Origin of the sequence: Bacillus paralicheniformis (assembly GCF_001042485.2) — a bacterium.
Lineage (GTDB): Bacteria > Bacillota > Bacilli > Bacillales > Bacillaceae > Bacillus > Bacillus paralicheniformis.
The window spans coordinates 133,586-145,279 of record NZ_LBMN02000001.1 but is presented as its reverse complement, the minus strand read 5'-3'; the positions used below and the strand labels follow the sequence as shown (position 1 = coordinate 145,279).

General features: G+C 48.9%; 10 protein-coding genes. 4 read left to right on the top strand and 6 right to left on the bottom strand.

Going from position 1 to position 11,694, the window contains the following annotated elements; all coding sequences use genetic code 11:
- Nucleotides 1-17 precede the first annotated feature (17 nt).
- On the bottom strand, nucleotides 18-2,087 hold the full coding sequence (locus tag ACH97_RS00770; RefSeq protein WP_048350294.1) for a bifunctional rhamnulose-1-phosphate aldolase/short-chain dehydrogenase: 2,070 nt from the start codon (nucleotides 2,085-2,087) through the stop codon (nucleotides 18-20).
- Between the two features lie 358 nt (nucleotides 2,088-2,445).
- On the opposite strand from ACH97_RS00770, the gene ACH97_RS00765 reads away from it, so the two are divergent.
- Complete coding sequence (locus ACH97_RS00765) at nucleotides 2,446-3,645, top strand: MFS transporter (protein ID WP_020452962.1); 1,200 nt, start codon at nucleotides 2,446-2,448, stop codon at nucleotides 3,643-3,645.
- A gap of 19 nt (nucleotides 3,646-3,664) precedes the next feature.
- Here the strand turns inward: ACH97_RS00765 and ACH97_RS00760 are convergent, their stop codons facing one another.
- On the bottom strand, nucleotides 3,665-4,891 hold the full coding sequence (locus ACH97_RS00760) for an MFS transporter (protein WP_020452963.1): 1,227 nt from the start codon (nucleotides 4,889-4,891) through the stop codon (nucleotides 3,665-3,667).
- A gap of 525 nt (nucleotides 4,892-5,416) precedes the next feature.
- On the opposite strand from ACH97_RS00760, the gene ACH97_RS00755 reads away from it, so the two are divergent.
- Entirely contained in the window at nucleotides 5,417-6,166 is a 750-nt protein-coding gene (locus ACH97_RS00755; protein WP_020452964.1) for a tRNA-dependent cyclodipeptide synthase, read from the top strand.
- Nucleotides 6,163-7,383 carry a pulcherriminic acid synthase gene (gene cypX, locus ACH97_RS00750; protein ID WP_035337710.1) on the top strand — a complete coding sequence of 407 codons (1,221 nt, stop codon included), beginning with the start codon at nucleotides 6,163-6,165 and terminating at the stop codon, nucleotides 7,381-7,383. Before ACH97_RS00755 ends, cypX begins: the two co-directional genes overlap by 4 nt.
- On the opposite strand, the gene ACH97_RS00745 is transcribed toward cypX, so the two are convergent.
- The 3 genes from ACH97_RS00745 to ACH97_RS00735 form a co-directional block, all read right to left on the bottom strand.
- Nucleotides 7,380-7,835 carry a nuclear transport factor 2 family protein gene (locus ACH97_RS00745; RefSeq protein ID WP_023856297.1) on the bottom strand — a complete coding sequence of 152 codons (456 nt, stop codon included), beginning with the start codon at nucleotides 7,833-7,835 and terminating at the stop codon, nucleotides 7,380-7,382. The genes cypX and ACH97_RS00745 overlap by 4 nt on opposite strands.
- Before the next feature lie 16 nt (nucleotides 7,836-7,851).
- Nucleotides 7,852-8,334, bottom strand: a complete 483-nt coding sequence (locus tag ACH97_RS00740) for a MarR family transcriptional regulator (protein WP_217626224.1) — start codon at nucleotides 8,332-8,334, stop codon at nucleotides 7,852-7,854.
- Nucleotides 8,335-8,445: 111 nt separating this feature from the next.
- Nucleotides 8,446-9,624 (bottom strand): amidase, encoded by a 1,179-nt coding sequence (locus ACH97_RS00735; RefSeq protein ID WP_048350125.1) that lies wholly within the window; start codon nucleotides 9,622-9,624, stop codon nucleotides 8,446-8,448.
- Nucleotides 9,625-9,807: 183 nt separating this feature from the next.
- On the opposite strand from ACH97_RS00735, the gene ACH97_RS00730 reads away from it, so the two are divergent.
- Complete coding sequence (locus ACH97_RS00730; protein WP_048350124.1) at nucleotides 9,808-10,857, top strand: oxidoreductase; 1,050 nt, start codon at nucleotides 9,808-9,810, stop codon at nucleotides 10,855-10,857.
- Between the two features lie 31 nt (nucleotides 10,858-10,888).
- On the opposite strand, the gene ACH97_RS00725 is transcribed toward ACH97_RS00730, so the two are convergent.
- The gene (locus tag ACH97_RS00725) at nucleotides 10,889-11,524 is read right to left on the bottom strand and encodes an FMN-dependent NADH-azoreductase (RefSeq protein WP_020452970.1); all 636 of its coding nucleotides are present in this window, start codon (nucleotides 11,522-11,524) and stop codon (nucleotides 10,889-10,891) included.
- Nucleotides 11,525-11,694 lie beyond the last annotated feature (170 nt).

Here is an 11,694-nt window from a genome sequence, read left to right as displayed (position 1 = left end):
AAGCCGTTCCTTTCCAATTACCTTGAAAATGCGGCCGGCACTCCCCCGTCAACCGTCAGCATGCATCCCGTCGTTTTTGCCGTTTTTTCTGAAGCGAAATAAGCGATCGCTTCGGCGATGTCGGCGGGATAAATGTTGACGGAAAGAGTCGTACGTTTGCGGTAATGCTCTTCAAGCCGATCGGGTTCAATCCCGTAGGCGGCGGCTCTTTCTTCGCGCCACTTGGAGTCCCAGATGGCCGACCCTTGAAGCACCGCATCCGGAAGCACTGAATTCACGCGGATTCCATACGGTCCGCCTTCAGCGGCGATGCATCTCGCCAAATGAACCTCAAGCGCTTTTGCAGAGCTGTATGCCGAAGCGTTTTTGCCTGCATAAACGGAATTTTTCGAGCCGATAAACACCATGCTGCCGCCTGAACCCTGTCTTTTCATTTGCTTAAAAGCTTCTCTGGCGACGAGAAAATATCCTGTTCCAAGTACATTCATATTCAAATTCCATTCTTCGAGAGTCGTTTCATCAAGCGGGCTGGATGTCGCAAGCCCCGCGTTGTTGACGAGAATGTCGATCCCGCCGTAATTAAGGACGATTTCCTCGAATGCCGCCTGAACGTCCTCTTCTTTCGTCACATCCATGCGGACGGCGGATGCTCGTTCCGCACCGTATTGTTCATTAATCTCTGCGGCTGTTTTTTCTGCGCCTTCTATATTAATGTCAGCAACAGCAACATGCGCACCTTCTGAAGCAAGGCGGCGGCAGGTCTCGCTGCCGATTCCGCCCGCTCCTCCCGTCACAAATGCGATCTTGCGGGAAAATTCGGCTTCCGGCGGAGCAAGCGTTAATTTATAAAGCTCAAGCGGCCAATATTCGACATTGTAGGATTCTTCCTCATTTAGAGATACAAAGTTTCCAAGGACTTCTGTTCCCTTCATGACAGCAATCGCCCGCCGATATAAATCTCGGCTGACCTTTGCCATCGCCAGGCTTTTACCTGCTGCCACCATGCCGATTCCCGGGATTAGCATCACGCGCGGCGCCGGTTCAAACATCTCGTCTCCTTCATGCCGGTTTCTTTGAAAATAGGCGGCATACGATTCTTTAAACCTAGCAATCTCGGTTTTGATCCGTTCGACCAGCTTCTCTGTGTCCTGTTCAGCGGGATTCCACGGAATATAGGCAGGCGTCCGCTTTGTATGCACAAGGTGATCCGGACATGCTGCGCCGACCTGTGAAAGCGATGGAGCGCGCCTGCTGTTCGTGAATTCGAGTACATCATCAGCATCGCACCATGTGAGCAGCATGCGTTTCTCTCCGCTGACAGCGCCGCGGATAATTGGCAAGATATCGGCTAAAATCCGTTTCCGGTCCTCCGGTGCAAGCGGCTCGACCATCTGTCCGCCAAACGGCTGATGATCTTCTGAACGGCTTTTAATGTATGCTTCCGCTTCGCGAATCACAGCAATCGTCTGATCATAGCTTTCTTTCGCCGTTTCCCCCCAGGTGACGAGCCCGTGCTTCTCCATTAAAACAAGCTCTGCATTCGGGTTGTTTTTCACACCTTCTGCTATCAGCTTCGATAAAGCGAAGCCCGGTCTGACATAAGGCACCCATACAAAGCGGCTGCCGAATATCTCCTCTGCGATCTCTTTTCCATTATCAGCGCAGCAGATGCTGATGATCGCATCGGGGTGGGTGTGATCGACATGCGGAAACGGCAAAAAAGCATGAAGAAGCGTTTCGATCGACGGCCGCGGGTGCTTTCCGTCCATCATGCAATGGGACAAATATGCCGTCATTTCTTCATCGGTCATGCTGCTCCGTTCCATCAGCGGACGAATATCATCGAGCCTCAGCCCGGTAAATTGGCCCGCTGACATCGTCGCCAAGTCCGAGCCGCTGCCTTTCACCCACATCACCTCGATGTCCCTGCCCCTGAAATCCTTTTCCGTCGTTTTCATCGATGTGTTTCCCCCGCCCCAGTTGCAGACCGATCGGTCAGAGCCGATCAGGTTGGAACGGTAGACGAGTTCGTCAAGACCCGGACGCAGCGATGCAGTCTCAGTTTCTGACCATAAATATTCCACCATACGTATCACTCCGTTTTTGTTTGTTTATTTTTGAATATGTTTGTTTAAAGAGTAACATATTTTGCTTTGTTTTGTAAGCGCTTTTTTCAGAAGCCATTTTATGATAGAGCTGTTTCAATCGGTCTATAAATAAAAAACCCTCAACAGCAGGCAGCCGTAGGGGGGGCAGGAATGTGGAATGTTTTAACCTTTGAAAATAAAATGTCGGATTTTAAGAAAGCGCTGGCATCATGATGATGACGCTTTTTGTCCCGCCGGCTAACCGTTTTGGGAACATATTGATCCACAACAAACGGTTGAAAATCGGCTTTTAATCTTTTAATATATAAACTCATGTTTTTTAAAAGGAGGGGTCAGGATGAATAATACACTGCACGCACCAGTCAAACTGATCATCGCAATTTTTATGATTTGCACATTTTCTATCGGCTTTACAGAGTACGTCGTTATGGGTATATTGACTTCCATTTCAAAGGATCTCTCTGTTCCGATTTCATCTACTGGCTTATTGGTAACGGCATATGCGGCAAGCGTTTGTCTGACGGGGCCGATCGTCACCATATTGTCGGTCAAAATGCCGCGAAAACCGGTATTGATCGGCTTGATGAGTGTGTTTGTACTGTCGAATGCGCTCAGTTTCCTGGCGCCGAACTTCACCGTTTTGTTGATCTCAAGAATCCTATCCGCTTCCATTCATGGCGCATTTTTTGCAACGACGATGGTGTTCGTCAGCGAAATGGTACCGCCCGAAAAGCGGGCCGCCGCTGCCGCTTCAATGAACGGCGGCTTGACCATCGCCCTGATGCTCGGCGTTCCGTTCGGTTCTTATTTAGGCGACCTTTTCAACTGGCGGATCGTTTTTCTGATGATCGCATTCCTCGGATTGATCGGCCTCGCCGGCATTTGGCTGACGGTGCCGCACAGAAAACCGAAAGTCGTCCCTAAATTGATCCATGAATGGGATGTGTTTAAAAATAAACAAGTTCTTTTCTCTTTTGCTATCACAATTTTCGGCTATTCAGGTGTATTCATCGCCTACACATTTATTGAACCGATGCTGCGGCATTCTGCCGGTTTTGGCAGCCTCGGCATTACAGCCGCCCTTTTCGCCTACGGATTTGGCGGAGTCGTCGGCAATTTCTACGCCGGAAAGGTGCCGTTTCACCTGTTAACCCGCTCCATGATCGGCGTGATGATCGCGCTCATGGCGATCCTTGCGGCCTTCCCTTTTGTCAGCGGACACCCTGCCGGCGCCATCATCGTGACGTTTTTATTCGGAGCCGGCGCTTTCGGAACGGTGCCCCTTTTGCAAACAAAGGTCGTGGCTGCGTCTGAACACGGAACAACGATCGCCACCTCTGTCAGCATCGCTGCATTTAACTTGGCCAACGCGCTCGGCGCATGGATCGGCGGACTCATTCTTCATGCATCAGAGTCCTACACATACCTTGCCACAGGCGGTGCGCTTATGACCATGTGCGGACTGACGCTGACGATGTTCGCCTTTGTGTCTGAGAAAAGACAAGTGAAAGAAGAAATGTGGAGAACGGATCTGTAATTAAAAAAGCTGCCCGGCTTTAAGACCTGGCAGCTTTTTTGTTTGGTTCTTGCAGCGTCTTTGTCTGAGCTGCTTTCCGCATGATCGCGATCATCAAAAGGGCGGCCGCGGCATAGACGATGCCGAAACAGCCGAAAACGAAAACAGAAGATGACATTCCTAATAACACGCCTGATAGAACAGGACCGCAGGCCATTCCCGTATACCTGATAAAATTAAACATGCCCATCGCACTGCCGCGGTTCTCATCAAATTCATTTGCCATCATCGTAGAGAACAGCGGCGGGATCAGCCCCATCGTGACGCCGAAAAGAACGAGGGCCGCCGACAACGCGAAAAGTGAAAACGAGTGGGTAAAGCCAAAACAGACGACGCTGGCCGCGGCGGTCAGATTGCCGATCAGAAACAGGCGTCCGAGCGACAATCTCTTTTGTATCCACTTAAACAGCACGCTGCCGGCAACCGTACTGACCGCTATCGGCAAATACAGCAAGCCGACGATCTGCAGATCAAGGTGATAATGATCAGTCAGCAAAATCGGCAAATATACGATCACTGAAAAATAAATAAAGAAAAGAAGATAGCTTAATATCAAAACGGCATTTCCCGTCCTGTTTTTGAAAATATCCTTATAATGCGACAACAGGCTGCCCGCGCTGAGACTGGTCTTTTTCTCCGCATGGCTCTGCGGAAAGCAAAACGCATTTCCGAAAAGCAAAAGAACAGACAAGACTGTCAAAAACCAAAAAATTCCTGGATAATTATAGCGCTCCCCGATAAAACCGCCGAGAATAGGCGCCGCTGCCGGTGCAAGGGAAAGCAGCATTTGATAAGTCCCCATCGCACTGCCCCGCTTCGTTCCCTGGAACAGAGATCCGATTGTGGTTGCCGCAATTAATGGAAGCGCTGCCGTCCCTAAAGCCTGCAGCACCCTAAAAAAAAGAAACAGTCCAAAGTCCCGTGCGACGGCGCAGCCGATTGTAGCAATGACCGTTACGATCATGCTCGCCATCATCACAAACCTCGATCCTTTAAAGTCGACAATTGAGCCGACAATGATCTGCATCACAGCTGTAATGAAGATGAACAGCGAGACGGACAGGTTGACCATCGATACGGAAACGTGAAACGAATCTCTGATTAACGGAATGATGGGTGAATAAATATTTTGATTCAACGATGCGAAAAAGGCGCTGATACACACAAAATACATAATGAAAGAAGCATTTAATTTCATTGGTCTCATGTCAAACCGCCTGCCTTGTTTTTGTTTATTCGTTAACAATTCCTTCAATATCGTTCACCAGTTAACAATATTAATTGTAGATGACTCCTTTATCAATGTCAACGAACATTTCTTACTACAGCTTTAAAGTTTTTACAAACTTTTTACTTATCGGGTTTCTTCACTCGAAAAACGCCTTAAAAAAAGGTTCCTTCTGATCAAAATTCCTCAGATTCACAAAAAACGTTACGAATATTTTCATATTTTGAATTTGATTTGTGTTGACAACTGGAAAAGATAGGGATAAAATGACTATTGTTTACTAGTAAACTTTCATGCTGTACCTTGCCTGATTTTGAGCTCAAACTCTTGCCCTGCTTTAACTATTGAACAAATGTGATACCCCTTCATCATGACCCGCACCATCGCTTATTCTTCTCGATTCATCGTGAAGTTGAGACCAGCCTATTCCCAGCTCGATAAACCGCACGTATCCCATCATTGATTGCAAAAGAAGTCATTCTATGTCCGTTAAGGAGGAAATCAATGACAGAGCTTACAATGGAGAGCAAACACCGGCCATTCAAAACTGAAACTCTTACCCGAAACTGCAATGAAATACTAAAACGCAGACGCCATGTTCTCATTGGCATCAGCCCGTTTAACAGCCGATTTTCCGAAGATTACATTCATCGGCTTATCGGCTGGGCCGTCCGTGAATTTCAACATGTATCCGTGCTTTTAGCCGGAAAGGAAGCAGCCAACCTTCTCGAAGCGCTCGGCACCCCGAATGGGAAGGCCGAACGGAAAGTCAGGAAAGAAGTCTCACGGAACCGGAGATTCGCTGAAAAGGCGTTGGAAGCGCATGGCGGCAACCCCGAGGCCATTCATACATTTTCCGATTTCGCGAACCAGACCGCATACCAGCGTTTGCGGATGGAAGTCGAAGACGCCTTTTTTGACCAGCCGCATTTCCGCAAAGCCTGCCTGGAGATGTCGCATGCGGCGATCCTCGGACGGGCTCGGGGCATTCGGATGGATGTCCAGGAGGTCAGCGCCGCCATGCTGGAGCTGGCTGTTGAATACGTCATCGCTGAACTTCCGTTTTTCATCGCCGCCCCTGATATTTTAGGCGTCGAAGAGACGCTTCTTGCTTATCACCGTCCATGGAAGCTCGGCGAACAGATCTCCCGTCATGAATTTGCCGTCAAAATGCGCCCAAATCAAGGATATCTTATGGTTTCCGAATCGGACGAAAGTGTGGAATCTAAAAGCATGCAGGAGGAACGAGTATGAATCAATCGCTAAAAACATTCAGCGTGTTGTCAGAACAATATCACGAGAATCCGTATCAATATTTCTCATACCTTCGGGAATCTGATCCCGTCCATTATGAAGAATCGCTAGACAGCTATTTTATCAGCCGCTACCAGGATGTGCGCCGCGTGCTCCAGAATCAGGACGTCTTTACAACGAAATCGCTTGCCAAACGGGCCGAGCCCGTCATGCGCGGACCTGTGCTCGCCCAAATGAAAGGCAAAGAACACACGGCGAAAAGGAGAATCGTTCTGCGCCGTTTTATCGGGGAATCCCTTGATCACCTCACACCGCTCATCAAAGAAAATGCACAAAGGCTTTTGGCCCCTCATCTGGAGAAAGGGCGGATCGACCTTGTCAATGATTTCGGCAAAACGTTCGCCGTTTGTGTGACGATGGACATTTTAGGTTTGGACAAGAACGACCACCAAACAGTGAGAAACTGGCACAGCGGCGTCGCCGATTTCATTACCAGTTTGAATCAGGCGCCTGAGGACCGGGAGCATTCCCTTAAATGCAGTGAACAGCTCGCTGAATATTTGAATCCGATTATCGAGGAAAGGCGCAAAAACCCCGGCCATGATTTAATATCCATCCTTTGCACTTCCGAATACGAGGGAGTAGCGATGTCTGACCGCGACATCCGCGCGCTGATTCTCAATATATTACTTGCCGCCACGGAACCGGCGGACAAGACGCTCGCATTAATGATTTATCATTTGCTTCATCATCCCGATCAAATGAATGACGTGCTGGAAGACCGCACGCTCCTGCCTCAGGCCATCGCAGAGACGTTGCGCTACAAGCCGCCGGTGCAGCTCATCCCGCGCCAGCTTTCACAGGACGCGGTGATCGCCGGAGTCGAGCTCAAAGAAGGGACGACTGTATTTTGCATGATAGGCGCGGCAAATCGCGATCCTGAAGCGTTTGAGAATCCCGACGAGTTCAACATCCATCGCACCGACCTGGAAGTCAAAAGCGCATTCAGCGGCGCAGCCAGGCATCTCGCATTCGGTTCAGGCGTCCACAACTGTGTAGGAGCGGGGTTTGCGAAGACGGAAATCGAGCTTGTCGCAAATATCGTCCTGGATCAGCTGAAGAATATCCAGCTGGAGGAAGACTTCGTTTACCGTGAGACAGGCCTTTACACACGCGGCCCCGTCTCGCTCAACATCAGATTTGATACGAAACATTAATCTTGTGAAAAAGCCTTCTCCTCCCGAGAGGAGGCTTTTTCAATTGCCGCCTCACTGATCTTCGCCAGCTCTTCAAAATCCTCCTTCCCTTCGATCGCATGTGAAAGTTCGTGGCATTGAACGATTTTAAAACCATTCATTTTAAACATCGCGATGACATCAATTCTCCCCCGGTCTCCGTTTGTTTTGACAACATTGACCGTATACCTGACCGCTGCGCTTTGCAGTCGCTCGTCAAACAAAAACTCATGAAAGGGCGACACCGTTATGGTGCGGGCAACCTTTTTCAGCGTCCTCATGTGATCTTTAAACTGCACAAGGTCAATTTGACTGCCGTCGGTTACTTGAACATAATTCTCGCTGAAATAATCGGGAATTTTTTCAGTATTCATTTCACTCAAGATGTCCTGATACATGCTGCTTAAAAACTGTTGGGCTTCACTTTTATTCATTCGCTGCTCCTCTTGATTAAATGTGTTTTGACCATTCGTTTAAAAAGCGGATGACGGTTTCCAGCTCGGATTCGGAAAACCGCTCAAACATCTCGATATAGCGCTGCTTTGCAATTTCGTGCATCCTGTCATGAATGTCGGCCAGTTTCTTCCCCTCGTCTGTTAATCTGTAATACAATTCTTTGTTGTTGTTCGGTTTTTTGTGCGATTCGATCATCCCGTGCTTTGTAAGCACATTGACCGCTTTTGTCACTGCCGCTTTTGATATTTGAAGTTTTGCTGCTAGGAAAGCGTTGTTGACGTCTGCCTCGTTTTCGCTGATAAGCGAGATAATGTGAAGCTGGGTCAGTGTCCAATGCTTCCGGATGCTGCCGTCTTCTTGAAAAGCTTCCTTTGCGAGCGCCTGCTGTTCATGCTGAGCCCGCTTTTCTCTTTTGAGAATAAAATCCTGAACGGCTTGAAATGCTTGCTCATACGTCTTGTTTTCCACGATCATCATATCCTTTCCATCATCGTTAACCGGTAAACTATTTAATAGTTTACCAGTTAACAATAATTAAAGCAAGCAAAAAGCATATGATGCAGAAAAGATCCGCAGCATATGCTTCCCTCATACTTGAAGAGATAACACGTGCTTTTCAGTCCAAGCCAGAAGCTTCAGGTCCTGTTTGCGGCCGGCGATGAATGAAAGCCCCAAAGGCTCGCCGTTTTTTGCCGGTAACGGAACGGTGATCTGCGGAAGCCCGCCAAGCCCGGCAATACACGTCAGTTTCATCGTGCGCGCCCTTCTCTCATGTAATTCGTTTTCCGGTAGCCCGCGGAGCGGCGGCGTGCCGGGAGCAGTTGGAATGACGAGTAAGCCGTCTTCCGCGAGCCATTCCGACAGTCTCCTTTTCACCGCTTCTCTTTTCATCAACACATGCTCATGATCGCTTTTCCTAAGACTTGACGTCCATTCAAATCTTTCTGCGATTCCAGAGCCGAACACTGGATTTGTGCGCTCGATCCAAGCTCCATGCTCCTCCCAAATATCCAGACCCTGCAGCAACTTGAACATCTCCGCCCATTCCGCGAGGCCTCCGTCAGCGGCAATGCACCAGTCGAATTCGCCGTCTATCAGGCCTAATGCATGAGCGTATACTTGTGTCCGGTCGCTTTCTTCAAGCAGGCTCCACGCCTCTTTTTCAAAATAAATCCGCTTGAAACAGGCCCCTGCCTCCTCCTGTCCGCTAAGCAGGACGCGGCCTGCCGCATGAAGAATTCCGATATCTTTTGACATCCATCCGACAGTGTCAAAGCTTTTCGCCAGTGGTATGACTCCATTAACCGGCACCTCGCCGTGCGTCGGCCGAAATCCGAAAATTCCGCAGTAGGAAGAAGGGATTCTGACAGACCCTCCGGTGTCTGTTCCAAGGGCAAAATCGGCCATGCCGGAAGCTGCCGCCACGGCCGAACCGCTTGAAGATCCTCCAGGAATGTTGTCCTTGGCACAAGGATTGACTGGCGTACCATAATGGACATTTTCTCCGTCAAGGCTGTACATCAGCTCATCCGTGTGAGCAGCACCTTTAAGCCTTGCCCCTTCACGCAGCAGCAAGTCAACGGCTTCCGCGTTTTTTTCGGCAGGTTCGTGCGTCCTCAGCCAATCAGGATTTCCCGCCGCATTTGTATGGCCTTCTACCGCAAACACATCCTTTACCGCAAACGAAAGGTTTTTCAAGCTTCCTTCAGCTGATGCCGGCTCGACAGCCAAATCCTTGTTCATAAAAGCGCCCCAATCATACTCCATTTTCAAAATCCCCTCTTTTTGTTTTTAACGATAACCGGACACCTCTTCAAATTGAACAAAATTGTGACAAAATCTTCCGTTCTCCGGTTGAAAAAGGTCTTTAGGTTTGTTCCTATAGGCAAACAGGGTAAAATAAAGGTGTGTTAATTACATATTAAAAACGAACATGGGAGAGGAGAATGAATGGTGAACAAGGTTCGCACAGGAATATTAGGATACGGTTTGTCAGGTTCGGTGTTTCATGCGCCTTTATTATCTGTGTTAGAAGATTTTGAGATTCGAAAGGTGATGACTTCAAGAAAAGAACAAGTCAAACAAGACCTCCCCGAAACAGAAGCCGTCAGCTCGATCGAAGACATCACAAATGACCCTGACATTGATCTCGTCATCGTGACCACGCCGAGCGGCCTTCATTACGAAATGGCGAAAGAGTGCATCCGCGCCGGAAAGCATGTCGTCCTGGAAAAACCGATGACGGCAACAGCGGAAGAAGCTGAAAAGCTCATCAATGCCGCGAAAGAAAAAGGGGTGCTTCTCAGCGTCTACCACAACCGAAGATGGGATAACGACTTTTTGACGATCAAACAGCTCATCAAAGAAGGGCGCCTCGGAGAGGTTAACACATTCCACGCCTCCTACGACCGGTTCCGGCCGAATGTCAGACAGCGCTGGAGAGAGCAGAAAGGACCGGGCTCAGGCGCACTGTACGATTTGGGTTCACACCTGATCGATCAGGTGCTTCATTTATTCGGCATGCCAAACAGCGTCACCGCTCAAGTGACCGCTCAAAGAGCCAATGCGGAAACAGACGATTACTTCCATGTCGTCCTTCACTATGATCAGCGCCAAGTGATTCTCCACTCGGGTTCGATTGTTCCGGCCAACGGTCCCCGCTACCAAATCCACGGTTCAAAAGGAAGCTTTATTAAGTATGGTATCGACGGCCAGGAGGATGCACTCAGAGCGGGTCAAAAACCTGCAGGCGATGAGTGGGGAGCCGATCAACCCAAATATTACGGGGAACTGGCCACAGTCGAAGGTGACGAGGTCATTAAGGAAACAGTGGAAAGCATCCCGGGTTCATACTTAACCTATTACAAGCAGCTTGCTTCAAGTATTCTTGAAGGCGGCAGCCTGCCTGTCACGGCTGAAGAAGGACGCGACGTCATCCGCATCATCGAAGCCGCGCAAAAAAGCAGCGAAACGAATCAAACGGTGTTCTTACACAAATAAAATAAAACCGCGGATCACGTCCGCGGTTTTTTCAAAAGGTCCGGCCCAATTCTTTGGCGCGGGCAATTGCATTTCGTTTAATTTCTTCGGCTTTATCCGGCTCTGCATTATGCCCTTCTATAAATAAACCTTCAAATTCCGGCACTCCGAAAAACTGCATCATGATGCTGATATAGCGGTGCCCCATCTCAAGTTCCGCAGCCGGCCCTTCTGAATAGTAGCCACCTCTCGCCTGGATGTGCAGGGCTTTTTTATCGGTTAACAGCCCGATCGGTCCCTGTTCGGTATATTTAAACGTCTTTCCCGCTACAGCGACCGCATCAAAGTACGCTTTCATCACCGGCGGAAAAGAGAAATTCCAAAGCGGCGTGACAAACACGTATTTGTCTCCCGCGATAAATTGCTCGCTCAGCTCATTCAAACGGCCGACTTTTGCCTTTTCGTGTTCAGAAAGCTGTTCAAATCCCGATCCCGACTGCAATTTTCCCCAGCCGCTGAAAACATCCGCATCAATCTGCGGAATGTTCTCCTTGTAAAGATCAAGATGTATGACTTCATCATCCGGATGAGCTTCTTTGTAAGATTCGATAAAAGCTTTTCCCGCCGCCATGCTGTATGATGCCCTTTCGTCATGCGGGTGAGCGGTAATGTAAAGGGTTTTTGTCATCTCTTTTGCTACCTGCCTTTTTGTATTGTTATTGGATAGTATGGGACGTTTTCAGGCAAATATTCAGAAAAACTCGGCTTATGCTGGAATCATCCGCCGGTCCAAAAACGTATAGCCGGAAATAGCTCGCAGACAGGATGCAAACTTCCCATACGGAAGTTTTACGACGC

What these genes read in the sequence shown, in the direction of transcription:
- ACH97_RS00770 (WP_048350294.1), bottom strand. Translation starts at nt 2,087, where the DNA reads ATGGTGGAATATTTATGGTCAGAAACTGAGACTGCATCGCTGCGTCCG.
- ACH97_RS00765 (WP_020452962.1), top strand. Translation starts at nt 2,446, where the DNA reads ATGAATAATACACTGCACGCACCAGTCAAACTGATCATCGCAATTTTT.
- ACH97_RS00760 (WP_020452963.1), bottom strand. Translation starts at nt 4,891, where the DNA reads ATGAGACCAATGAAATTAAATGCTTCTTTCATTATGTATTTTGTGTGT.
- ACH97_RS00755 (WP_020452964.1), top strand. Translation starts at nt 5,417, where the DNA reads ATGACAGAGCTTACAATGGAGAGCAAACACCGGCCATTCAAAACTGAA.
- cypX (WP_035337710.1), top strand. Translation starts at nt 6,163, where the DNA reads ATGAATCAATCGCTAAAAACATTCAGCGTGTTGTCAGAACAATATCAC.
- ACH97_RS00745 (WP_023856297.1), bottom strand. Translation starts at nt 7,835, where the DNA reads ATGAATAAAAGTGAAGCCCAACAGTTTTTAAGCAGCATGTATCAGGAC.
- ACH97_RS00740 (WP_217626224.1), bottom strand. Translation starts at nt 8,334, where the DNA reads ATGATGATCGTGGAAAACAAGACGTATGAGCAAGCATTTCAAGCCGTT.
- ACH97_RS00735 (WP_048350125.1), bottom strand. Translation starts at nt 9,624, where the DNA reads ATGGAGTATGATTGGGGCGCTTTTATGAACAAGGATTTGGCTGTCGAG.
- ACH97_RS00730 (WP_048350124.1), top strand. Translation starts at nt 9,808, where the DNA reads ATGGTGAACAAGGTTCGCACAGGAATATTAGGATACGGTTTGTCAGGT.
- ACH97_RS00725 (WP_020452970.1), bottom strand. Translation starts at nt 11,524, where the DNA reads ATGACAAAAACCCTTTACATTACCGCTCACCCGCATGACGAAAGGGCA.